The sequence below is a fragment of the Sphingobacterium tenebrionis genome, assembly GCF_037126265.1.
Lineage (GTDB): Bacteria > Bacteroidota > Bacteroidia > Sphingobacteriales > Sphingobacteriaceae > Sphingobacterium > Sphingobacterium tenebrionis.
Map to the genome: position 1 here is coordinate 1 of NZ_JAYLLN010000040.1, position 25,626 is coordinate 25,626.

The window sequence follows — 25,626 nt, forward strand, 5'->3', positions numbered from 1 at the left end:
GATGCACTATACGATAGTCCGGTCAAACTGCAGAATGGTCAATGAACTAAGTTACTAAATGTCATCACCTTCCGATAAATTTAGTTCAAATTTTTAATTCTCAGGATGACAGAGTTCAAAGATTGCTTCGTTCCTCGCAATGACGGGTATTGTTGTTAAATGCCTATGCTCCTATTAGCTTCAAAATAAATACACGGTGTAAGCATATTCTAAGTGAGGTGTAAGTGAGTTGTAAGTGCATAAAGTCACTTACAACTCACTTACACCTCACTTAAAACTCACTTGAAATTCGACTGCAAAAGCCTTCATCCAGGCTAACAATCTCATTCAAAAATTTAATTCAAAAATCTTATTCAAAAATCTTATTCAATAACTTTATTCTACGATCTCATCCAACAACTTTATTCCACAAAGGCATCATAAGCAGCCTTAGAAACCTCCGCCACAACCCTTTCATTAGGTTCCCCCACTTCATTCGAATCCGTTACATAAACACTAATGTAAAAAACCTTACCATCCGGAAGCGAAACAACACCAATATCATTTATCGCTGCTGTCACCCCAGTCTGCCTATTCCTTCCCGAAGTACCCGTCTTATGCGCAACGATTGTCCCTTTTGGCAACAAACCTTTTATCCTATTAGGTCCAGTTGTGGTCTTTCTCATATTATCCCAAAGAAAATCATAAGATTTTTTAGAAAGTAATTGATCATCATTGGTATAAAAAGCATGCATGATATGATTACCCGCAGAAACAGTGGTCCAGTTTTCAAATTGAATATCCCACTTTGCCTGTTGCACTCTTTCTGTATAACCTATGTTCTGATCTTTAAATCCAAGCTTTTTAAAATAAGTATCCACTACTTTTGGCCCTCCTAATAAGTCAAACATCGCATCACAACCAATATTATCACTTTCTGCAATGGTATGAAACAAAACCTCATCCAATGGCATAGTAACCCCATTAGGATGTGCATCCTTAATCGGGCTATACAGCTCCGAATTCATCGTTTCCTTACTAAAGACCAAAGGATCTTTCATTTTCAGCTTTCCCTTATCCACTTGATCCAAAATAACTATCCCTAAATGAAATTTATATACACTCTGTAAAGGATAGTGATGATCACCATTGACAATCAAACTATCCGAGAGATCATGGTTATGAATAGCTACACCTACTTTTGCATCATATTTCGACAGAATACTATCAATCTTAGGTTGTAGCTTCGCTAATTTCGGAGAAGAAACAAAGGAATTTTGAGAAAATGCTTGGGAAATACTTAATAATCCTAGTAATGAAAGAGAAAGAATAGATTTATACATATATTGTTAGTTTTCAATGGTAAATAGCATATCACAAAACTAACGATTAGCCCCAGTTATTATTATCTATTGGATAAAAATTCGGCTAATTCCCGCTCTTCCTGATTACCCTTAGCCAAATGCCTCGAAACCTTTTGATTAAATTTTTCCGTTTCCTGCATGATATCCGAATCATCTTTAAATCCTTTGATCCTACCATTAGGCATCAACATCCGTTTCAAAAGACCAAAATCAACCTTATCTTCCTTATAATATGTAAATACCTTTTCTTTGGATTCTAAAAAGTCTTTACTACCCAAATTAAACAGAAGCAAAGCAATATCTTCATTGGTGTAAGCATCTTTTTGAATATCATCATCAATAAGCAATCTCCATAAACCTTCTTTGTATTTCTGGGTATTATTCAATAATTCTGGAGATTCACTTTTAAAAGTTTCATAAGTATAATTTTGTAAATTAAGGCTGTCTTTCCCTCCTTCTGCCTTCATTTTCCGATATTGAATAAGCAGATTTTCGGACTTTTGAAAAATATCCACCAAGGTATCATATTTTTTGGTTTCTTCTGTGGATGCTCCATATTCGCAACTTGAAACCAAAGGTCCAAAAAGTATGAACAAGAAATAGGTCATTTTTTTCATGGGTTTATTTTTTGGTATACATCACTTACATCTAATTAATATACAAATAATCAACCATTTAGGTTTATAAAATATGAAAAGGCGCAAATGTAAACTTGCGCCTTTTAAATATTGAAGGTCAAAACCTTTCATTCTAAAGAAATTGAAGTGTTTATTTTACCGTAAATACCGTAGCCACAGCACGTTCACCCTCATGATCAAATTTTCCGTTATCCGATGGAAAATTAACGACTCCTTCGCCTTTAACCCATGCCGTGCTGGATCCACCACCATCATAATTAACAGCAGAAACACAGCCTAATGCCTTCATAAGAGAAGACAATTGCGGAATAGTCAAGCCCTGGGATTGAGAAGAACGACCATCTACAACTACCACAATCATTTTTTGATCTGCGGTAATCCCTACGGCCGTACGAGGATGTCTAGCCGTATTGAAATCTACATTCAATTGTGATAGTTCTTCCCCATTCTGAATCAAAAGAGGTCCTCCAGCCAATGCGATAGGTTCTGCCACAGAAGTCCATCCAGAACTTGGTTTTAAAATGATCTTAGGTTTTCCAGAGGCATCAATAACCATTGCTCCGTTTTCCCGATAAGGATTAAAACCATTTACGGTTTGATTTTGTACTACATTATCGTATTTGAAGAATACCGTTGATCCACCAACACTGGTATTGAAATAAGAACCATTAAACGCAACTAATGCATTCGCTCTAGTGGCTGCGTCACTCGTTTTCAAAAAGCCTGTTTTTACATAGGGAATTTCAATGTCAAAGCCTTTCGTCAAATCGATTTCGAACATATTGATATATTGCTTAGATTCAAAAATCTGCGAAAATTGAACATGTTTCCACATTATCCCTTCAGCCACCTGCTTGGTTTTCCAATCGGCTTTCTCTAATGTTTCCTGAAGACCTAGGGTTTCTTCCTGCGAATAATCGTATGGTAATTGGGTTCCATCATTCTTTTCACATGAAGTGAAGATTAAAAGGAAGATGAAGTAGTATATTAAATTTAGTTTTTTCATGTATTGGTTGTTTTATTAGTAATTCACCCATTTTAAGCGCAAGGGCTTCACCTGTTTTACGGTCCTTTGTTTAAGGTCAAGGGTTAAGACTTCCATATTTCTATAAAGCTGAATTTCATTGGTCTCTTGGTCCATAGAAGCAGCATTAACATTCCCTTTTCCCCATCCAAAAGGCCAGTTTTTAAAATACTGATCTGCCGACGTTTCAGTTTCCACATCAAAGTATTTTCCTTTTTTCTTGGCAATAAGCAATTTGGAATCTGAAAAGAGGTATAAAGTCCCATCTTGGATAAATCCAGTCTTCATGGAATGTTTCCATGATTCCGGGGCATTCCTCAACAGCTCATGCCAAGCTAACGGAGCACGCTGTTTTCCAGAAATTTTATCCATTGGCAGAAACTTAGCTCCATCCCATATCAACCATTGCTTCCCGTCATCAATAAAATGTAAGTCCTGTTCCAGATCTAGACCTTTTACTAATTCCCTATCTGAACTTAATTTTTCAACAGTATAGGAAGTGTTCTCTGGATTACTGACATAGAGCAGATTACCCATTAGATAATAAATAGAATCTTTAACTGACCATACCGCGTCAGGGGTTAACCACGTGCCTTTGGCAATAAATTTATCATTATCGATTTCGCCATTAAAAATATTGACATAGTCTAGTTTATCGGATTCCTTGGGTTGTTGAGATCCTTCAATAAAGAATCGGGCTACTACCCCATCATATTTTTGTAAACGTGCGGCAACCGATATGGCATGCCAATGATTAGACACCACAAAAACCGTATCCCCCGGCTGCATAATTTTTTCACCTGATGCATTTTTCAACATCCTACTGAAAATATAATTCTGAACCGTTGTCTTTGCATTTTCCTCTTTGTGGATTTTTTCAGCAGGGATTCCGCTTGCTGTCATCTGATCATACATCCTACTTGCCTCACAAATACTCGATCCATGCGCGGCACAGCCGCCAGAAACAATAATGTCGTCGAAGGATTGGATCTTATATAATCTCAAAGCAATCTGTATCCGTTCATCCAATACTTTAGGATCTGCCGATCCCAAGACCAACATGATGGTCTTGGAATGACAGAAAACGGTAGTTAGGCTGATTATACTCAGAAGTATGCTTATAGCAATTTTTTTCATGTTATTTTATTAGAGCCCCCATGATTTTATCGGTACGTTCATTTCCATTTTTATCGGCTTTGATATGCTCTTCCAATACCGGGCTATATGTTTGTCCTATAGTTATTAAAGAACTGGCATTTAAACCATGTGTTAAAGCAGGATTATTAGCACCTATTGGTAAATATTGGGCACTAAGCATGGTTGCCGGATTAAATGAAAGTCCTGAGGCCACTGAACCACCTTCGCTATATACCTGACCGGCAATGGCAGAACTTTTGATCACTGGGATAATTCCTGCATTATCAGTATACGCATCAACATCAGTAGAGTTTGCATCCTGTTTATTTCCGGAAATAATGGAATTGATAATGGTTAAGTTATTCACTTTTGATCTACGATATACGCCAGCACCCGGCCCAGGAATTTCATTTCCCGAAATAGTTGAGCTGATGATATCTATTTTACAATCATCATAGAGCATCACTGCTCCACCACCATTCTTTGAAGTACTCTTATTTCCCACCAATAAACAGTTCACTAAGATGCCGGTAGATTTTTCCCGAAGGTATAATCCAGCTCCGTAAGAAGTATTACTGTTTTGACTCACTTCGGAGTTATAAAGAATAATTTTGGCATTTGGATAGCCATGCACGCCACCAGCGGTACCTCTAGCTGAATTCTCGTTGAATTGAGAATGATAGGCTGTTAGATTTGACGTATGCATCCATACACCACCACCATTATTACCTGCATTCGTGTTATTGTTTACCTTAGAATTTTCCATGATAACATTTGCAGAACCAAAAGCATACATACCAGCAGCAAAACCAACGGTTCCTTTATCAGCGGTTGCTTTGTTCTCGATGATTTCTACATTTTTCAAATGTACCTGTGAACCACCAATGGCCATTCCTCCCCCTTGTCCACGACTAAAATTAAGTCCGTTTATGGAAATATTGGTACTTCTATCCGTCGCATTTCCTCCAGTTATCACCAAACCTTCGATATAAACCTGTGAACCTGCTTCTTTAGCAGCAGTCACCGTAACAGTATGGAATGCTTGTTTTCCACTTGCAAATCGTCCATCCAGAATCGTTTTGTACATCGCAGCATTAGGTTTTGCACCAATACTGGCGTCTTTTGAAAAGCCTCCGATCACGCTGATATTCTTATTGATTTCAAACGTTTTATCTGACTCTTCTGCGGACTCTCCATTACGAATGGTTTTTGCCGGCATATACGTACCTTCCATCATATAAATCGTACTGCCTGTGGTGGCCTTTTCCATGGCCGCATGGAAAGTGGAAGGACTTTCCCAAGAAGATCCATCTCCAGTTCCTGTAGGACTAACAAAGAAGACCGGCACTTTTCCAGATTCTTGGCTTACCAATACCTGTTTAGAAAGCTCATTGTTGATACGAACCGTAATAATTCCCGATCGTTCATCATCCTCATTGGCTTGAACCTCGAAAACAACCTTACGTTTTCCTTTTTCTAGTTCGGTCGTATCCAATACAATCCAAGCCACATCCGATTCCAACATCATATTTGCGTTAGAAAGAACATCAAATTGGTATTTTCCTGTTTTACTTCCTACCTCCATCAATTCCGTGCCTGCCATTAATTTCTCTTCAAAAGATTCCTTATCCTTTTTACAGGCAGAAAATCCGAAAAGAACCATCATAATCAGCAAATGGCTATATATACTTTTCATTATATCACTTTTTAATAGTTAAACTCGTTTGATAAGCATCCCAAAGGTGCTGGTAGCAATCCACAATTTCCTTTTCATCATTGTATTTGCATTCGTGCATATACACTCCTTTATACTTGATCTTTTCCAGGGTGGCAAAAATGCTGTTCCAGTCATTTTTCCCTCTGTTATCACAAGGTAAATAATGGTGTTCTGCTGTGCCGTCACCATTTGAAACATGCAAGGTCTTTACCCGAGATCCAAAGGCTGCCAATAAATGTTGAGGTTCAGCAATATGACAAAAATCAACTGCTAAGCCTACATCTTTGGGAAAGCCTTGAAAAATCTCCAAACATTCCTCCACGGTACGCATCAAAGGACGTTCTCTTCCATTGACAGTTAATGAAGGACCCAACATGTTCTCTACCACCATGTTTGAACGGATAGCTTTTACTTCTTTATTTAAGTAAACTACTGATTTCTGAAGTTGGGCTTTTCGTTCGCTACGTTCATTCAGTCCCAAATAAAAGGAAGGATGGAATAGGATAATCTCTGCCTTTACAGGTTTTAAAACCTGTAGTACATTCTTTTGCGCTTCCATAACCCGTAATCTACCTTCTTCATCTAATCGGGAAATGTCTAAATGCACACTGAAGGGCATGTGGATAGACCAGACCTTTACCTTGTTTCGTTTCAGGATAGCCGCCACCTCCTTCATTCTACTTGCCCAAGAGCTTGCCACTTCAGTAGATTGTAGGTTTTTATCCAACATGGCTCCAATCCCTGCAAGTTCAATGTAATTGATTCCCAAACTCTTGATGTACTGCATCTTTTCATCAGTGATTTTTTGGAAATCCAAGGCATAACCAATTGGAAATTTGGGAGTTTTAGCTTCTACCTTGCCAAAAAAGACAGAAAGACCAAGAAATAAAACGAATAAATAGCTTATCTTTTTCATATTACTTCCATCCTGGGTTTTGCACTAGGTTTTTATTCAAAATCAAATCCTCTGAAGGCAATGGCGCAAAGTAATCCCTTTCTTCATCGAAAAGTCCTCCTTGTGGGAATGGATCTAAATTTCCGGATGTCGAATTCTGTTGTCCGGTCAATGGATTCCTTAAAGTTCTTTGGTTCACATTGATAAAGGACGTGATGGATGATGGAGCACCCGAAGTACTTCCTGTGTGCAAAAACACATCTGGAACTGCATCGCCTGTAAAATCATGGCTTCCTAATCCGGAGAAATAAACTCCGACCATTGGCTTGGTTACTTTTTTACCTTCCTTCCAACGCATCAAATCATCCCAACGCAAACCTTCATTGAACAATTCTATCCTTCTTTCTCTTCTGATTTCAAGAATAACCCCTTTGTTGGCTGTATTTTCTACATTCGGATACATTTCAGCCAAATAAGGATCGGGATTAGCGTTTGCTTGAGCCAAATTCAAATTAGGCATGCCCACCCTAGCTCTTAATCTATTTATGGTATTGTCCAAATCCGCTTGGGTTAATGTTCCAAGTTCTGCTTTCGCTTCTGCATTGACCAATAATGCTTCCGCAAAACGGAAGATGATGATATCAAATACAGAGGCTCCGGTTGCCCATTGGGCTCTATTGGGAAGTGCTTTGATCAAGCGGTAACCTGTAGTCGTAATATTCAAGGTTACTGGTTCGTTCTTAGATTCCCCATTTACCCTAAAATCTGGGCCTGCGGTCGTCTGTGTCAACCTTGGATCTCTGTTCTGCATCTCCTGAAAATAGGAATAGGTCTGATAATTGGCCTTATCTGTAAAACGGGAACCATCATTCATCAGGTAGCTATTCACCACATCCTTCATCAATCCATAAGAGCCTGAAGTTGCAGATGTAAAATTATAAGCTGTACTATGCACCTTAAGGCCCAATTCATAATCGACGGCCAAGATGGTTTCTATGGCATCCTGTTTATCGCGGGCAAATAGATTTCGGTAGGCTGAGGCTGCACCTCCATCCGAATATAAGGTATAAGCCGCTGAATTGATCAGCATCTGGGAGGCTTCAACCGCTTCGTTCAGGAATTTATCAGCACCTTCCAGTTTATGATATTTCCGGAAGGTCCCTTCAAATAAAGCAACCCGTGATTTCAATAACATCGCGGTATACTTGGTTACTAAATTTACCTGTTTCTCTGCGGGAATATGCTCAATAGCATAGTCCAAATCTGCCATGATGGAGTCCATGACCAAAAAACGGGAATCCCTTCCTTTGAAAAGATCTGGATCTTTTGCCGATAAGACTTTTCCGTACCAAGGCACATCACCAAAGGTCTTCACTTTGTCGTAATAAAAGTAGGCTCTAAAAAAGCGGGCAATCCCAGCATACCTAGCTTTGGCATCCTCATCGGCTACTTTATGAAAGTTCTCCAAAAAATAATTTATCTTACGAAGATTCCCCCAGGACCAACCACCACTCCCACTGGCAACCGGAACGATCCTATTCCCTTTTATTTTATCAGCAGGGTTCAAAGGCATTAAGTTGTCCGAATTGGCATCTTCCGCATAAACGGATGTCGTTGCCAACATGGTATAAAAATCATTGGTCGCCACTTCCAGGTCTTTGGGCGTATTGAAGAAATATGGGGCTTCTACCTGATCCTCAGATGGCCGCTCAAGGAAATCCTTATTACAGGATCCCAGCAAGAAAACACTTGCAGCAGCATATATATAATATTTTATCGTCATTTTTTTCATGATGTTTTCAGCTTAAAGGGTTAACATGACACCAAAAGAAACCGTTTTTCCCATCGGATAGGAACGAAGATCACCACGGTCATCTGCCGTTGCCGGCGAAGAATAATCCACCGTAGAACCTGCTTGCTCTGGATCCAAGTATTTGGTCAAACCGCCGAAACTCCAGGTAAATAAGTTTTCACCGCTAAAGAAGACCCTAAATTTGTCCACTTTTGCTTTTTGAGTCCAAGCTTGTGGGAAAGTATATCCCAAACTCAGGTTTTTAACCCTTAAAAAACCAACATTCGTTAAATAATAATCGTTCAATTCATATAATGATCGGCCAGACTGCAGGGATGAATAACCACGATAGATCTGTGGATAGGTGTTCTCGGTTTTATCAGGGCGCCAAGCATTATCTACCAGATCCTTACGGATAAAGGAAAGGTATGGACGTTGATAAGGTCCCCAGTACAGGTCTCCGGTTGGATACCAGTCCTGACTGCCTACTCCTGCTAAGGCTACTCCCATATCGATACTTTTCCAGCGCATACCTAAATTCAATCCAAATGGAAATTTAGGCATGGAATTCCCGATGCGTTCCAAATCACCATGGTCAGCAAGTGTATTCTGACCTTTATTGATTTTTCCATCACCATTAAGGTCAAGGTATTTGATATCCCCAGCACGTAAATGATTCCATTCGCTATTCTGCATTACATTCAGGATATCATTATAAACTTGCGACAGGCTGTTTCCTGGGTTTGTAAATGAATTTTGGTAAGCTAATGCTTCTTCATCCGTTTGGAATTGACCAGCAATACGGTAACCCCAGATATCACCCAAACGCTCACCCTCATTGTAAGAGCTCAATAAACCATTCGGGTTATTGTATCGGGTTATGATGCCTTTGAAATTACTTACATTGGCGGTCACATTAAACTGCAATGGACTTCCTGCTAAATCAAATTTATCTTGATAAGTAACAGCTATTTCATAACCATCATTGCGCAAGGAAGCATAATTTTCCTTAGGCTCATTGGCTCCAAAAACTGCCGGTAATGGTTCTCCTGGAAGATACATGCCTTCCACATTTTTCCGGTACCAATCCAAGTTCAGCAATAATTTATTGTTCAGGAAACCTAAGTCGGCTCCAATGTTAAAGCTCTTTGTTGTCTCCCAAGTCACCACGTTAGGTAATGGCCCTGGTACAGAAGCAAAAATCAAGCGTTCGCCGTTGTTTAACCATTCCGAAGTTCCTACATTCATCAATTCTTTGAAGGTATTTACATCAACCGTTTGGTTTCCTAACATACCATAAGAACTTCTGAATTTTAAGGAGGATACATAAGGTCGAACAGGCTCCCAGAACGACTCCCTGTCCACTTGCCAACCTACAGATACCGAAGGAAATAATCCCCAACGACTATCCGAAGGAAAACGGGAGGAACCATCATATCGCGCATTGACTTCCAGTAAATATTTATTATCGAAATCATAGTTCAAACGGCCAAAATATCCTTGTATAGCCCAATTTGTAGCCGAACCAGAAATATTGTTCATCACGGTTGCTAAGGATAAGTTGGATAAGTCTTCGATCAACAGATCATCAGCTGTAGTGGCCACACGGTCACGGTCGAATTGCTCCTGATTAAAACCAGCCAACAATTTCAGGTTATGTTTTTCCGCAAAAGTCTTATTATAGGTGGCAAATAAGTTGAGTGCGTTGTACTTGTCTTTCCATCTATATTCCGTTAATCGATTCAATCCTACCGTACGGAAATCCAATCTGTTTCCAGCTAAATAATTAAATGGATTTAAGCGGAAACTACGCGCTGTGTTTTCAATCCTATTGCTATAATCGAAGTTGATCTGTAGGCCTTCCAAAGGTTTAGCAACCACTCGAAAGGTATTGGTAAACTCCTCATTATTGAACAATCGCCAGGTCTTACCAGAATGTAGTCCGGCATTCCCCCCTTGTCCACCAGTACCTGTACCAATATCGGTCGGAACACCATCCACCATGATCGGATAAAAAGCCATTAGGTTATACCAAGTAGTCGTGCTCCATAAACCTCCAAAACCATTGGAATACCCACCATAGTCCTTGTCCTTTTCATTGATGAATTGGATATTATTGGAGATTTCCAACCAAGAGTTTGGCGTAAATACTAAGTTCGCCTTTAGGTTCTGGCGATCCATATTGGCATCGTTATTTATGTTATTGATGCTTTCTCGTTCGAAAATCCGACCAGAAAGATAGCCTTTCAGTTTTTCTGTACCGCCAGAAATGGCAATATTATGGAAGCTAGAGGCCTGCTGTTTTTTGAACATGTGATCCCACCAATTGGATTTATGGAAGAATTTATAGGATCCATCGGCCTGTAGTTCATGGAAAGGTTCAATTTCTCCATTCGCCACCATTTTGATCGTCTCCCAATCCATTTCATTGTAATTGGTATAGGAAGAACCGTTGTAGCCAAATAGGGCAGCATCTACCGTCTTTCCATAAACATAGGGATCGGAAATATAATCTGTTCGTGCAGTTGGTGAAGTCCATCCAAAGTTATTGGTATAGGTCACAGAAGTTGTTCCTGCCTTTCCGGTTTTGGTAGTGATCAAAATAACCCCAAATGCGCCACGAGCTCCATAAATAGAGGCAGAAGAGGCATCTTTAAGAACCGTAACACTCTCGATATCGTTCGGATTTACGCGGGTGATATTCCCTTCAATTCCATCGATTAAAACCAATGGATTTCCACCATTGATGGAGTTAAATCCACGAACATTGATGTCAGGTGTCGTAGATGGATCACCATTATTCATCTGTATGTTCAAACCAGGCATTAAACCTTGTAGGGTAGTTGCAATATTAGCTTCAGGACGTAGGGCAATATCCTCGGCATTGATCTGAGAGACTGCTCCTGTTAAGTTTGCTTTCTTTTGGATACCATAACCAACTACAACGACCTCATCTAAACCACTAACGGATTCCTTTAACACAATATTGATGGCCGAAGTTCCGGAAACTTCGATGGTCTGGCTTTCATAACCCATCGCAGTGATAACCACAGTTGCAGATGCAGTTGGACTGCTTAATCGGAAATAACCCTTATCATCGGTGGCTGTTGCCAGGTTGCTGTTCAATAAAGATACCGATGCCCCAGTAATGGGTTGGCCCTGTTCATCCTTGACATAGCCTTCGATAACTCGTTGAATCGATTCTGGATTATTGCTCAACTCGGTACGTGATTTAATAAGTACCATGTTGTTTTCCACGAAAAATACCAGTCCATTTGGTGTCAACACCTTCTTTAAGACCTCCTTTACATCTTTATTTTCCACAAAAACGTCCATCCTTTTCAGGATGCTGACTTGGTTATTGCTATAAAGAAAATCGTAATTCGTTTGATTTTGAATATCCTGTAAAATGTCCTGTAAGGTTGCTTGCTTGGCACGGATGCTGATCTTCTGTCCGAAGGTCGAAGCACTCACATGTAGCATGGTTCCAAGTAACAACAACGAAACCAGTTTCATAATTAACAAAAGTTTGTTTAGTCCTATTTTTGTCGAATAGGGATTTCTAGTAAAAAAATAATACATTTGATTAGTATTGGGTAAATAATTTACTGCTAATAAGGATTTTATCCATGCAAAACACGGGAGGGTGGCCGCCCTTCCGTATCTTTCTCTTTCACAACTACTTTCTTACGAACACCCTCCTTTCTCTAATTTCAAATTTTAGGTTCGATATCTTTTCCATTCCATGAAGCACATCGTGTAAACTGCGGCTGCGCACAATAGAACCTGTAAAATGTTCCTCACTGTTAAATTCATAAACAACCTCTTTGATGTCGTACCAATTAATAATGTCGTTCATGATTTCTCTTACACTGGCATTCTGAAACCTAAAATACCCATCGCGCCAGGCAAGGACTTCGCGAAAGTTTGCTCTCACTTTTTTCATCCCATTTCCAGCTTGTCCATTTGCTTGTTCGCCAGGTTTTAACATCAACGCTGCCTTCGATGAATTCACTTGTACACTCCCTTTTAAAAGACTGGTTTTTGATTGTTTGGCGGTAGGATAACTTTTCACATTGAATTGGGTTCCTAATACTTTAACTTGATAATCTTTCGTCTTCACCAAAAAAGGTTTTTCAGGATTATGGGCCACTTCAAAGAAGGCCTCTCCGGAAAGCTCACTGTTCCTGTTTTCTTCGTTAAATTCAGCACTTATTTTAAAAACTGAACCTGAGTTTAGGAAAACTTTGGAGCCATCAGGAAGTTGAAGATTATAGCTGGTACCTTTTGCTGTTCTGAATTCGTGAAAGGCTTTGTTGGCTTGTGCTAAACTCTTGCTGAACGATACTTTGATCATATCATCTGCTGTTTTGGAAAGCTCCACCCCATCATGCTCCATTCCTTTTTCTGATACATCCTCCAATGCTACTTCGGTCCCATCAGCCAATAATATAGCCGCACTTTCATGTAAAGGGTTAGAGACCTCCTTACTTTCAACATTAGCTAATACATTTATATCTTTATGAGTTAAGGATTTATCTTTAAGGCTGTATAGATAAAAGCCTATACCTGATGCAATCAATAAAGTAGCAGCTATGGAAATCCATTTATAGTTTAGACGCTTGGTTTTAGGGGAAGATTGTAGTTCAACTTGATTCAACAAATTTTTATAAACCTGCTGTTGATCAAATTCATGATGCTTGTCAATAGGTTGAACGCTATCCAAGGATTGGTAGAATAGATCTTCATGTTCTTCCAATAGCTGAAGATATTCCTGAAGTTCCTCCTCGGAAATAATATTATTTAAAAATTTTTGATTTAATTCTTCGAAACGATTCTTATGCACAATTTAAGTATTAACTATACTATGTACACACGAAGGAGCGGATAGGACTATAAGAAAAACAAAAAAATAAAAAAATACAGATAATCCGCCTTCTTAAAGGTGTGACGAAGGGTTTTTAAGGTTTGGACAATCGTATTCTTAACCGTATTTGGGGAAATACCTAATTCATCTGCAATTTCTTTATGCGATTTGCCTTCTTCTCTACTCATGATCCATACCTGTTTTTGGCGTTCAGGTAATTGATTCACAGATTCTTGAAGAATTTTATTGATTTCGGAAAGTTGATGAGCAGAATCCTCAGCCAAAACAGCCATATTTTTTATCAATTCCTGCTGGGCTAACAGATCATATTTCATGGATCTCAATTGGTTATAACAGATTCTCTTAGCGATCACATAGATATATGGCCATAAATCCTTGGCATCATCCAACTCTTCCCGATGCATCCAGACCTTCAAAAAAGTTTCTTGGACGACCTCTTCCGCTTGTTCCTTATTTTTCAGAATATGGAAAGATAGGTTATAAATATTAGCAGAATAAGCATCAAATACAACCTGAAAGGCCTGAATACTGCCTTTCCTCAAATCAATATATACTTGATTTTGTATGGTCATGTTGATCGAATGCTTTTAATAAGTAAATGAATCCAAATTTAGCCAACTAATATTAACAGTATATTAAATTTGAATTTGTCCGGATTATATGGTTATAGAAACCACATCATGATTTCTGGTTTAAAATTACAGTTTTAAATGCTTAGTAAAAATTAAAAGCGAAAATCTTTTCGCTTTTAATACTTTATTTTTTCTGAAATTGCTGTTTGAATCTTTGCAATTCAGCATCAATAAGATTTGGCCATGCCTGCAAACCTTGTCTAATGATTTTTTCACCTTCTGTAGGATCAAAATCAATAGTTGCATTGATGGCATCCTGTTGTAATTGATCCAAATACTCTTGCTTTGGTGGCACATTTGGATCTACATTTTCAGGCTCTTCATTTACTTTTGGATTGTTTTTAGGATTACTCATAGTATATTATTTTAAATTATTTAATCATTTTTTTTACTTCTTCCAATTCATCAATATCAGTTACTGTTTTATCTTTCCGCCATCTTAGTATCCGAGGAAAGCGTAAGGCTACACCAGATTTATGCCTAGAACTCCAACCAATTCCTTCAAAGGCAATTTCAAAAACCAATTCTGGTTTAACAGTACGTACCGGACCGAATTTTTCAATTGCATGCTTGTTCACAAAGCGGCTAACTTCCTGGATTTCCATGTCCGTTAATCCAGAATAGGCTTTGGCAATACTTACCAGATTGTCTCCATCCCGGACCGCAAACGTATAATCGGTATAATAGCCACTCCTTCTTCCTGCTCCTTTTTGGGCATAGATCAATACAGCATCTATCGTGAGTGGATCAACTTTCCATTTCCACCAATCCCCTTTTTTCCTGCCGGTATGGTAGATGGAGTTCTTTGCCTTCAACATCAGTCCCTCACTGTTCATTTCCCTCGACGCTTCCCTTAAGTTGCCCAATATTTCTAGACTTGAAAATTCTAACAGCGGTGATAACATAAAAACAGAATCTTTTTGCTTTTCATATAAATTCCTTAGTAATTTACGTCTCTCAACCATTGGAAATTGCCTATAATCAACATCCTTATATTCCAGAATATCATAGAGATACATGCTGACTGGAATCTCTTTAATAAACTTTTCCGTTAACTTTTTCCTTTTCAGTCTTTTCTGCAAAAAAGTGAAATTGAGGACCTGCTCTTCTGCAAATGCAATTATTTCTCCATCCAACACAAAATCGTCCTCCCACTTTAATACCTCTTCCACAATCTCAGGAAACTGGTCTGTTACTAATTCCTCTCCGCGCGACCAAATGAATACTTCTCCTTTTCTCTTAATAATCTGTCCACGGATCCCATCCCATTTATATTCAGCAAACCATTCTTCAGGTTGGAGTATGGTCGATTCCAAATTCTCCAAAGCGTAGGCCAGACAAAATGGATATGGTTTGGAGAGGTTGCTGTCCGAATAGCCTCCTTGAATCAAGGTATCGAAATCCAATTCTTCAAAATCCCATTTCCCCATGATACTATGGGCTACGGCGTTGGCATCAAGATTATATTCTTTCGCAATCGCATTGATCATCCCTTTGGATGAAACCCCGATTCTAAAGCTTCCGCCCAATAGTTTATTGAAAATAAACCTTTCCAAATGTGGTAAGCCGTCCCAAGCCCAAAGTACAAATTCCTTTTTCTCTTCATCGGATTTCCCAGACAGCTCTTGGATTTTTTCCATCCATTCACTCAACGAAAAATCTAAATAGGTCGTAGGTTGTGGCAATAAGAGGGAAATGGTTTCTGCTAAATCTCCCACTGAAGCATATGATTCCTGGAAAAGCCAATCCGATATGCCTGTTTTATAGATCAAACATTCCCGAAGCAATTTAGTTCCTACTATCCTTCTTGGTCTTTTCCCAGCAAAAAGATTCAATAACCATAATTTATCCGCATTTTCTGCTGTTTTTAGGAACAGCGATATCGCTTCCAATTTTTGGTTGGTTTTATTGGTACTATCCAATTGATTGATCAAGACAGCGAATTCTTTCATGAGGCTATAGTTTCATCTTCATCTTTTCCAAAAGCAGTGGTTATTTCCGATGCTTCAATCCCTAATTCATTGATATATTTCGTAAAAATGGCCGTCTGGCCATGGGTGACATAGACCTGTTCTGCACCGGTTCCTTTGACTACCTCAATCAAATCGTTCCAATCCGCATGATCGGATATAGCAAAACCGGCATCAGCACTTCGCCATCTTCTCGCCCCTCTTACCGCCATCCATCCCGAACAGATGCCGTAGGCCATATTGGGTATTTTCCGAATGATATTGGTTCCTACCAGAGAGGGCGGCACAATTACAATCTGTTGGTTTACATGTTTGATCCCCTCTTCAAAATCCAAGATATGATATGGAGGTAATGGAATATCCAATTCCTCAAATGCCTGATTCAAACGAGCAATGGATCGATGTACATAAATCGGCCCAAGCTGGCCGACCGCTTTTAATATCCGTTGCGCCTTTCCCAACGAGTACCCCACGAAAACACTGGTTTTTCCCATTTGCTGATTCTGCTGAACCCAATTCTGCAGACCTTTGTTTTGTTCGTCTACGGAATCCCAATTATATATGGGTAAACTAAAGGTACTTTCCGTCACGAATTCATGGCACGGAACCAATTCAAAAGGCGTAGAAATTCCATCGTTCTGTAATTTATAATCGCCAGAAACGACGGCCACCCTGCCTTTATATTGCATTCTGATTTGCGCTGAACCGATGATATGGCCTGCAGGATGAAAGGATACTTCCACCCCATTAATGGTAATTCGCTCTTGATAGGTAATTCCCTGTACTTGTATGTTATCCCCTAAACGGATTTTTAGAATGGGAACTGTGAAGTGATGGCATAAATATCGTTTCATACCGGCCCTTGCATGATCGGCATGTCCATGCGTGATGAGCGCCTGGTCGACGGGCAACCAAGGATCAATATAAAATCTTCCAGGTATACAATAAATCCCTTCCTTCCGAAATTCCAATAAGCTCATACGTAATGAACCTAAATTGGAAAGACATTGTTTGAAATCGTAAAATTAAAATTTATTAAAACCAAAATATGTTTACGTTGTTGTATTAATAGAACGCACAACAAACGTGTAACACATTAATTAAACTATATAATATGGACTCATTAGATTTAAAAGGAAGATGGAATGTCTTAAAAGGCAAAATTAAACAACAGTATGCAGATTGGACTGATGATGATTTGTTGTATGTTGAAGGAAAAGAAGATGAGCTTTACGGAAAGCTTCAAAAGAAAACCGGAAAAACTCGTGAAGAGGTACAAACTTGGTTGAGTGATCTGGATAAAGATTAATTATTCGTTTATGCTTATTTAGATCTATCATAGATTTTTAAGCGTAGATAAAAATTAATCTAAAGGAATAAGCCTAACAAAAATGTTAGGCTTATTCTATTTAAAAGCTAAATCTTAATGATTAGAAGGATTAGCAATATTGTTTACCTAATAAAAAAAGATGATATGAAGTATTCAAAATATTTAAAAATTGCAGTTGGGACGGCATTATTGGTTGGCCCATTTATTTTTCAGGCCTGCAAGTCGGTAAAAGTACCTGCTGGTGTCCAGGTAGTGGATAATTTCAACATTAAATCCTATGCTGGAAAATGGTATGAGATCGCACGATTTGATTTCAAACATGAGAAGGATATGGATCAAGTAACAGCGGAATACACCTTGAATGAGGATGGCAGCGTGAAAGTCTTGAATAGAGGTTTTGACACAGTTAAAAACGAATGGAAGGAATCAGAGGGTAAAGCTAAATTCATTGGCGAAAAAACAAGAGGTGCGTTGAAAGTATCCTTTTTTGGGCCATTCTATAGTGGCTATAATGTCGTAGCCATGGATCCTGATTATGAAAATGCCTTGATCTTTGGAGAAAGCAAAGATTACATCTGGTTTTTATCCCGTAATAAGACCATGCCGGGTCAAGTCAAACAAAAATTCCTGAAACTTGCTCACGATGCAGGATATGATTTAGATCGTTTGGTCTGGACCAAACAATAGGAAATTGTCCTTTGTAGCTGCATATCTTATTATTTGGAATAGATTTAACTATTTAAACCCTATTAATATTTATTTTATTAATTTTCGGCACAAATAGGAATCAATGATTAAAATATTAAGAACCTTCAACCTACATTTTGGTGAGGAATCCCGTGAGAAGGTCATGGAGGATGTCAAGGCCAATATTTCTTTTAAAGGAGCCAATTTATGGGTATTGGCCTGTGCGATTGTTATTGCCTCAGTTGGTTTAAATGTGAATTCAACGGCCGTGATAATTGGTGCCATGCTTATTTCACCCTTGATGGGTCCTATTGTCGGAGCCGGATTTTCCTTGGGAACCTATGATTTTGATCTGCTTAAAAAATCAGCTAAGAATCTGGGGGTAGCCACTTTGGTCAGCCTTTTTGTATCCTTTCTTTATTTTTTATTGAGCCCATTCAAAGAGGCACAATCTGAACTTCTGGCCCGTACTGCACCCAATATTTACGATGTACTGATCGCCTTTTTTGGAGGGCTTGTTGGTGGTATTGCCATTACCCGAAAGGAAAAGGGAAATCCAATCCCTGGTGTGGCTATTGCAACTGCCTTAATGCCTCCCTTATGTACCGCAGGATATGGATTGGCAATTGGAAACCTAGCTTATTTCTCTGGAGCCATCTACCTGTATACCATCAACTGTTTTTTCATCTGTATATCTACTTTCTTGATCGTCAAATTATTGAAGTACCCAAAGGTAAAGTTTGTTGATCAAGCAAGGGAAAAGCGGATCACCCGCATTATTTCGGTTCTTCTAGTTATTATGTTGGTACCTAGTTTTTACTTGGCCTACAGTCTATTACAGGAACGTAAATTTGCACAGAACGTATCCCAATTCATAGAGAAGGAATTTACATCCAAAGGGCATACCATCATCTTTGAGAGAACCCAATTTAATTCAAGAGTGAAAAAAATAGAATTGGCCTTATTATCCAAGCGATTCAATGCGGCAGAACTAAAAGACTTGAATGATCGATTAGAAAATTATAATCTGACAAATACCGAATTGTTGATCCGTCAAGATAGCACAGATCTTAAAAGGGATATCCTGGCCGAGATCAGCAAACAATCACAACATGTCTCAGAAAAAGACATTACTATACAGAATTTAAGGAACGAACTGTCTACCTATACATTCAATGATAAAGAACTGATCCAGGAAATTACTACCCTATTTCCCGAAATAAGTCCATTTTCCATAGGGAAACAATTGGTATTTATCAATCCAGATAGCAGTTATGCCGAAGTAGTGTTGCTGCATTCTTCCAAAAAAAATGTAGCTGATGCAGAACTTAAGCGGTTATCGGATTGGTTGAAGATCAAACTTAAAAATCAACAGGTCAAAATCGTTGCTGATCCCAACAGTTAATATTTCAAACTAATTCGTTTCTGAGCTGTTGTTTTTATACGGATAAACATACATTGATAAAAACACAGTAGCTATGAAAAACGAGATCTTAGAGTTAGAAAAACAATATTGGGCGGCCATGGCGGCGCATGATTTCAAAACCGTCACCAACTTAACCCATTTCCCATGCATATTAACTGCTAAAAATGGGGTTCGTGAAGTGGATGAAAAGGCATTTCAGGAGGGATTTGAGCAAGCTAAGGAAATGGAGATGAAAATAGTGGGTATTAAGGATGAAAAAGTTCAGATGCTTTCAGATGACTACGGAATCATTGGCTATACCGTTGAAATCGAACATGTTGTAAAAGCAGAAACTACGCGATCAAAAGCAGCCTGCAGTTCGGCATGGATCAAAGAAGATGGAGAGTGGAAATGTGCCTTGCATTCGGAAACAGAAATAAATCAATAAATTATTTAGAATAAATTTAAATAATAAAAAAAGTGTAGTACATTTGCCTCAAATTAGAATTGTTCTAAACAATGAAGGCAGTGTACTATTTTTATATTACCATTCTTCTAATTTGCCTGCATCAAACTGCTCTTGCCCAACAACCTTCCTTACAAGGTCGCGTAATCAACCAAGATAAAGAGCCCATAGTTTTTGCCAGTGTCCATTTTGAAGAATTAAAATCTACTATATCAACAGATAATGAGGGTCGGTTTTCCATAAAATTACCGGCTAAACCCCAGGATCTTCATATCCGAGTTAGTGCTGTTGGTATGAGGACCCGCCTTTTGCTAATCAAAAAACAAGACTTAGCAAAGCCTGTGTTTATTACCATGGAAGGATTGAGCTATACTTTGGAAGAGATCAATGTCCGTCCCTTATACGAATCGACCTTAAACTCCAATAGTTCCATTGTTTTTGATGAAGAAGCGATAGAAAAGATCCAGGCATTTAGCTTAATGGATATTCTCAACACCATTCCAGGAAAAGCAACGACTGCCCCAACCATTGATGCTCCGCAGACCATTACTCTAAGAGGTATTCAAGGTGGAGCATACGATTTAAATAACTCCTTAGGTGTTCCGATCATTATGGATGGGATCTATCTTTCGAATGACGCCAATATGCAGGCGAGGGCGTTTTCACAATGGGGAATGAGTAGTGCAGCTTTAGGTGGAGCTAATGGGACTCCTGGTGGTGATGTACCATTTACAGGAATTGATCTAAGGGAAATTCCAGTGGAAACCATTGAAAAGGTGGAAATCATTCAAGGCGTTGCTTCCGCAAAATATGGCGAATTAACAGATGGTGCCATATTAATAGATCGAAAAGCCGCGAAAACACCCTACTCTTTCGTGACTAATATTAATGGCGGTTCAAGCAATTTCAGTGTTTCAAAAGGGTTTGATCTAAAAAAGAGATTAGGCGCTTTGAACCTGGGTATAAACTACGCCATTAGTAATCCAGATCCAAAAGACAGAATAAAACAGTTTGATCGTTGGAATACTTCCCTCATGTGGACCGTATCACCTGTTAAGAACATCAAAAATACCCTAAGTATCGATTATGGTTTTCGAAATGACGAAATGAAATTCGATCCTGATGATGCCGATCAGCAGACTTCCTTGACAAAAAACACGAATTTTCGGATAAGTAACCGACTGAACATTGATTTCGAAGATAAATTTGTCGATCAGGCAAATTTTAGTATCTCTTACTCCAAAGGTTCCCAGCACAGTTATAAGCAGTGGTTGCTGAACCAATTACCCAGAGGTTATGCTTATAAAGATACTACCGGAATTTATGAAGGTGTTGTGCTTTCAGGAAGATATATTGCAGAAGAGGAGATTCTCGGAAAACCGATAACTGGCTCTGTTAATTTAAATCTATCTTCAAAAATTGAAACTGGAGAAATACTACATTTTATTTCCTATGGGTTTTCTGGGAATTATTCCAACAATGGCGGACAAGGTATTATAGCCGATCCAGATAAGCCTCGGTGGATAAATCAAAACGGCCAGAATGCCCGACCCTACTCCTTTCAATATTTAGATCCGTTGATCAATTACGGTTTTTTCTTTTCCGACAGTTTTAATCTGTCCTTGGGCAATCGGAAATTAATATCAAATTTAGGATTAAGATTAGATCAGCAAAATGGTTCCTGGTCATTGCAACCTCGGTTGAGTACTACCTTACGCTGGAATTCCAACTTGAATTTCAATGCAGCTTTTGGTATCTCCACCAAGAGTCCGACCATGGTACATCGCTATCCCCCACCGACTTTTCTGGATATCCCACTTATTCTTGCCTACAACAGTGAAGATGCATTATATCTAGTTTATACAGAGAAATTTTTGGCAGACAACAGTCATCTGAAACCATCAAAATCCAGTCAATTTGAAGTTGGAGCTCGATATCAGACGAAAACCTTCAGCACTACTTTAAATGCCTTTTTCAAAAGTAATAAAGATGGATTCCATACCGTACAATCCTATAGAAAAATAACTGTTCCGGAATATACCTATCAATTTGACGAGAGCTTGCGGGAAATAACCTACCAAAGTACAGGTAAGACGATCGATTACTACAATTATGGAGGATACAAAATGGGGAACCATTTAAATTCAAATTCCTACGGTGTGGATTGGATGCTCAACATCAATAAGATCAAGGCAATCGAAAGCTCCTTTAATATGAGTACCTCCTTCATTGTATCGGAAGAAAACAATAAGAGTTTTGATGTTGTTAATCTCATTCAACCGATAAAGATCAATAGTGAAAGTATCTGGTATTTAGCCTATCCGCCAAAATCCAATAATAAAAAACTGAATATGCTCAGTAAATTTGGAAGTACAACCCATATACCCAAACTTGGATTTGTCATTATGGCCAACTTCGATCTCTTCTGGTATAATATGACCAAGAGCAAATATGGTACGAAAATACAACAGGCTGTTGGTTATTTTGGATCTGATATGAACCTCCTCCCTTTCCCAGAAGATTTGGATCAAATCCCGGTTCGAGATGTGACCTTAAACAATTCCAACCAACCCTTTATTTATGGGTGTCTAAATCTCTCAGTAGCCAAAGAAATTAAAAAGAAGTTCAGGATTGCAGTTACTGCCTATAATGTATTGAATATTCAACCGGAACATATCGAATATTCTTCTTCAAATAGCGAAATATTTACTGTCAATAAATACAATTCTCCACTAAGTATTACGGGTGGAATATCATTTAAATTTTAATCATATGAAATACAGACTAATTACCCTATTTTTTTTAGCTTTGGCTTTCCTACAAAGCTGTAAAAAAGACATCGACACCATTCAACCTGTAAGTATCAGCCTTCAATTGGAAGTAGACCAGACCCTTTTCAATTACAAAATTCCATTTGAAAAAGCGAATGTAGAGATTATCAACAAAACCAATAATGAAAAGTATACCGCCAAAGCGAATGCAGATGGATTGGTGAATTTTAATTCCCTTAGCCCTGGCACCTATTCCTTAAATGTTTCTCTAGAATTAGATGCAGAGGAAGTATCCTCCTTAAGTGGACAGGTGACAAGCCAAGACCTACATTTGAACTACAGTGCAGACAACCTTAACTTCACAACAAATTATTCCAGCAATATCAGGTTGATATCCAGTACGCCTGTTGGGAATTGGGTATTTAAACAAATATATTATGCAGGTTCAAATACCAGTAAAGGTGCAGTAACACGAGATCTATTTGTTGAAATCTATAACAATTCAGATCAGGTATTATATGCAGACAGTTTGGTTTTTACCATCGTTTATGGCAAAACGAATAATAATACAGCTGAATTCCTGTTACCAAACCTGCAGTTTGACTGGAGTAAATCCTTAGGCATGAATGTAAGCAATAATGCCAACGAGGATTATGTTTATGCAAAGGCCATGTTTATGATTCCATCCGATGGATCTGGAAAAAAATATCCTGTACAGCCTGGGAATAGTATTATCATTGCCGAAACAGCTATTGATCATACCAAACCGTATACCTTGAACAGCGATAAAGTGCAGGAAATTGAGGATCCGACTTTAACAGTTGATTTAAGTAAAGCAGATTTTGAAGTGTATTTATATCCTTATGAGCAAAAGATCCAGCCTGGACGCACAAAATTCGCTTCTGATATCGATAATCCTAGCGTTATGGATGTAGAAACTATCTTCGCTACGGGAATGAGGGATATGGTGCTGAACCCACAGGGAAAAGACTCCTACGCATTATTTAAAGCCAGCTCTGCAGTTGATCCCAATAATTTCCCAAAATATCCAGAACCAACTACGAAGACCGTAACGACTGAAACGACAAGATACCCACAAATACCAACCGATATCTTAATGGATGCCGTAGAAATTTCATCAGTATTGGAAAAGGATAAAACACCAAGAAGGTTGCATATTTCCTTGGATGCAGGTTCGGCAGCCACGCTTTCTGGACCTTATTCCAGCCAATCGGTGGTCAGAAGAACAAAACAGACGGTAAATGGACGTCGAATCTTACAGGACACCAACAATTCCTCTAAAGATTTTGGCGTTTTGACCAAAGCGGACCCAAGTAAAACAGCAAGTTCATTTATTGATTAATGCGTTTATATCTAGTTATCATTTGGAGTTTACTCACCCTTCCATCCTGCCTTTATGCGCAGGATGAAAGGGATTCTATATACCAATCAGAAATCATCGGTAAGCTGATTAAAGATCATTTCTTGCAGCACCATTTGAGTTACCCCAAAAACTTTGGGGAAGTGGAACTGAATTACCAAGGAACATCCGGAGATCTCCGTTTGGCCCAAGAAGCCTATTCCCAAAGAAACATCAATTTCTATGCTATTGGATCAAATGAACTCGGTAAATTTCAAATATCTGGTGATTTTTTGTTCAACAAAAAATTGACGGATAGCTTATCATTTGGTCAAAGAAATGATATGGAACCTTGGAATCCATACAGTTATTATGCTTCAAAAGCAGGGAATTATGAGAGCCAATTATATAGAAGTAATTTCACGCTTTCGTATCAATTAGGGAAAATATTAAGACCATTTATGCAAATCAATTACCAATATCTTTGGACCACAGGTTCTGTGGATCCCAGATTTGATAATAAAGTATTTGGTATTCAATATAGACCAGGATTACAGGTAAATGTGAAGAATTCTAGTGTTGCCTTAGCAGCTATAATCGGCAATGGTAGGGAATCACAGGCCATATCCTATAAGAATAAGAACTATTCCCAAAGTCTCCAATATCCTGACCGAATTCATTACCTCAGTCTTGGATATGGAAATAATGCCATTAAAGACAGTTTGAACAATCGTAAGTACACTGATTTATGGGGACTGGAAGTCAGTTTGCACCAGCCACTTAGCACCAACACCTCACTGGATATCCTATCTTCTTTAAAAAAGAACAAACAGGAATTCACTACAGACCAAAAGAGCACTAATAAGGTTTATCATGTTCGTGGAATCTACCATGAAGATCAATATTTCGGATCGGCTACTTTATTCAAAACCACGCCTAGCTTAAATCAATACCTGAATCTGAAGGCAGATTATATCAGGGGTTATGATTTCATAAGAGACCTATCGGCTGACTTGTCAAAATCAAATTATTCGGTGAATGTCTTAAATTCCAGCTTGAACTATTTGGCAGAACAACAATCCCCTAAGCCTATCAATTTCCTTTATGGCTTAGATCTTTCGTATTTTCAGGTCCATCGGCAGGATAATGCGCAATCCATTGATGTATCCAATGCTAATTTAAAAATTCAAGGAACATTTGGAGCCAATATAAAGACAGGAAATGCAGAACTGCTCCGTTTTCAAATCAATCCTTTTTACCGCACTTCTATTTCAGATGATCTGAAATATGCTGCGAATAGTATGAACCATTATATTCAACAAGTCGTTTTTTGGGATTATACCTATTACAAAACCAACCTTTTAGGCGCTAAATTAGGAGCCGAATGGCAATCCCGGAGCTTGTTCAAACAATATATTTTCGCGGTTAAAGCTGACTATCAGATTGAACAGGGAAAAATCAAGCCCTCTGAATACATTATAAATCATCCAATTGGAAATTTAAATAGGCAACAATTTCAAATTGGGGTTAAATTATATCTGTAAATTCCTTCGTGCTTTAGGAAACAAAAC

Annotated in this window: 20 protein-coding genes; 7 read left to right on the plus strand and 13 right to left on the minus strand. The window is 38.5% G+C overall.

The window, feature by feature from the left end; translation table 11 throughout:
• Positions 1–401: 401 nt before the first annotated feature.
• The 13 genes from bla to VJ786_RS13955 form a co-directional block, all read right to left on the minus strand.
• Positions 402–1,322 (minus strand): class A beta-lactamase, encoded by a 921-nt coding sequence (gene bla / locus VJ786_RS13895; RefSeq protein ID WP_336557927.1) that lies wholly within the window; start codon positions 1,320–1,322, stop codon positions 402–404.
• 62 nt (positions 1,323–1,384) lie between these two features.
• Entirely contained in the window at positions 1,385–1,960 is a 576-nt protein-coding gene (locus tag VJ786_RS13900) for a hypothetical protein (protein WP_099366724.1), read from the minus strand.
• 151 nt (positions 1,961–2,111) lie between these two features.
• Positions 2,112–2,987, minus strand: a complete 876-nt coding sequence (locus VJ786_RS13905; protein WP_099366723.1) for a phosphodiester glycosidase family protein — start codon at positions 2,985–2,987, stop codon at positions 2,112–2,114.
• Between the two features lie 15 nt (positions 2,988–3,002).
• Positions 3,003–4,142, minus strand: a complete 1,140-nt coding sequence (locus tag VJ786_RS13910; RefSeq protein ID WP_099366722.1) for a YdcF family protein — start codon at positions 4,140–4,142, stop codon at positions 3,003–3,005.
• 1 nt (position 4,143) lies between these two features.
• Positions 4,144–5,838: a BACON domain-containing protein gene (locus VJ786_RS13915; RefSeq protein WP_144038142.1), complete on the minus strand. Its 1,695-nt coding sequence runs from the start codon at positions 5,836–5,838 to the stop codon at positions 4,144–4,146.
• 4 nt (positions 5,839–5,842) lie between these two features.
• Positions 5,843–6,775, minus strand: coding sequence for a sugar phosphate isomerase/epimerase family protein (locus VJ786_RS13920; RefSeq protein ID WP_099366720.1), 933 nt, complete (start codon positions 6,773–6,775; stop codon positions 5,843–5,845).
• A gap of 1 nt (position 6,776) precedes the next feature.
• Positions 6,777–8,546 (minus strand): RagB/SusD family nutrient uptake outer membrane protein, encoded by a 1,770-nt coding sequence (locus tag VJ786_RS13925; RefSeq protein ID WP_336557928.1) that lies wholly within the window; start codon positions 8,544–8,546, stop codon positions 6,777–6,779.
• 12 nt (positions 8,547–8,558) lie between these two features.
• Positions 8,559–12,062, minus strand: coding sequence for a TonB-dependent receptor (locus VJ786_RS13930; protein WP_336557929.1), 3,504 nt, complete (start codon positions 12,060–12,062; stop codon positions 8,559–8,561).
• Between the two features lie 163 nt (positions 12,063–12,225).
• Positions 12,226–13,392 (minus strand): FecR family protein, encoded by a 1,167-nt coding sequence (locus VJ786_RS13935; protein WP_336557930.1) that lies wholly within the window; start codon positions 13,390–13,392, stop codon positions 12,226–12,228.
• 47 nt (positions 13,393–13,439) lie between these two features.
• Positions 13,440–14,006: an RNA polymerase sigma factor gene (locus VJ786_RS13940; RefSeq protein ID WP_099366716.1), complete on the minus strand. Its 567-nt coding sequence runs from the start codon at positions 14,004–14,006 to the stop codon at positions 13,440–13,442.
• Between the two features lie 184 nt (positions 14,007–14,190).
• Positions 14,191–14,421 carry a hypothetical protein gene (locus tag VJ786_RS13945; RefSeq protein WP_099366715.1) on the minus strand — a complete coding sequence of 77 codons (231 nt, stop codon included), beginning with the start codon at positions 14,419–14,421 and terminating at the stop codon, positions 14,191–14,193.
• 16 nt (positions 14,422–14,437) lie between these two features.
• Positions 14,438–16,018, minus strand: coding sequence for an ATP-dependent DNA ligase (locus VJ786_RS13950; RefSeq protein ID WP_336557931.1), 1,581 nt, complete (start codon positions 16,016–16,018; stop codon positions 14,438–14,440).
• The gene (locus VJ786_RS13955) at positions 16,015–17,016 is read right to left on the minus strand and encodes a ligase-associated DNA damage response exonuclease (RefSeq protein WP_336557932.1); all 1,002 of its coding nucleotides are present in this window, start codon (positions 17,014–17,016) and stop codon (positions 16,015–16,017) included. Before VJ786_RS13955 ends, VJ786_RS13950 begins: the two co-directional genes overlap by 4 nt.
• 134 nt (positions 17,017–17,150) lie before the next feature.
• On the opposite strand from VJ786_RS13955, the gene VJ786_RS13960 reads away from it, so the two are divergent.
• From VJ786_RS13960 to VJ786_RS13990, 7 genes are all read left to right on the plus strand, one after another.
• Positions 17,151–17,345, plus strand: a complete 195-nt coding sequence (locus tag VJ786_RS13960) for a CsbD family protein (RefSeq protein WP_099366712.1) — start codon at positions 17,151–17,153, stop codon at positions 17,343–17,345.
• A gap of 165 nt (positions 17,346–17,510) precedes the next feature.
• A complete protein-coding gene (locus VJ786_RS13965; RefSeq protein ID WP_336557933.1) occupies positions 17,511–18,053 on the plus strand; it encodes a lipocalin family protein in 543 nt (180 codons plus the stop codon).
• Between the two features lie 103 nt (positions 18,054–18,156).
• Positions 18,157–19,458: a DUF389 domain-containing protein gene (locus VJ786_RS13970; protein WP_336557934.1), complete on the plus strand. Its 1,302-nt coding sequence runs from the start codon at positions 18,157–18,159 to the stop codon at positions 19,456–19,458.
• A 73-nt stretch (positions 19,459–19,531) separates the two neighbouring features.
• Positions 19,532–19,906: a nuclear transport factor 2 family protein gene (locus VJ786_RS13975; RefSeq protein ID WP_099366710.1), complete on the plus strand. Its 375-nt coding sequence runs from the start codon at positions 19,532–19,534 to the stop codon at positions 19,904–19,906.
• A gap of 71 nt (positions 19,907–19,977) precedes the next feature.
• On the plus strand, positions 19,978–22,692 hold the full coding sequence (locus VJ786_RS13980) for a TonB-dependent receptor (RefSeq protein ID WP_099366709.1): 2,715 nt from the start codon (positions 19,978–19,980) through the stop codon (positions 22,690–22,692).
• 4 nt (positions 22,693–22,696) lie between these two features.
• The gene (locus tag VJ786_RS13985) at positions 22,697–24,058 is read left to right on the plus strand and encodes a DUF4876 domain-containing protein (RefSeq protein ID WP_134777913.1); all 1,362 of its coding nucleotides are present in this window, start codon (positions 22,697–22,699) and stop codon (positions 24,056–24,058) included.
• A complete protein-coding gene (locus VJ786_RS13990) occupies positions 24,058–25,599 on the plus strand; it encodes a DUF6850 family outer membrane beta-barrel protein (RefSeq protein ID WP_099366707.1) in 1,542 nt (513 codons plus the stop codon). The genes VJ786_RS13985 and VJ786_RS13990 overlap by 1 nt, the downstream gene beginning before the upstream one ends.
• The last annotated feature ends 27 nt before the right edge of the window (positions 25,600–25,626 follow it).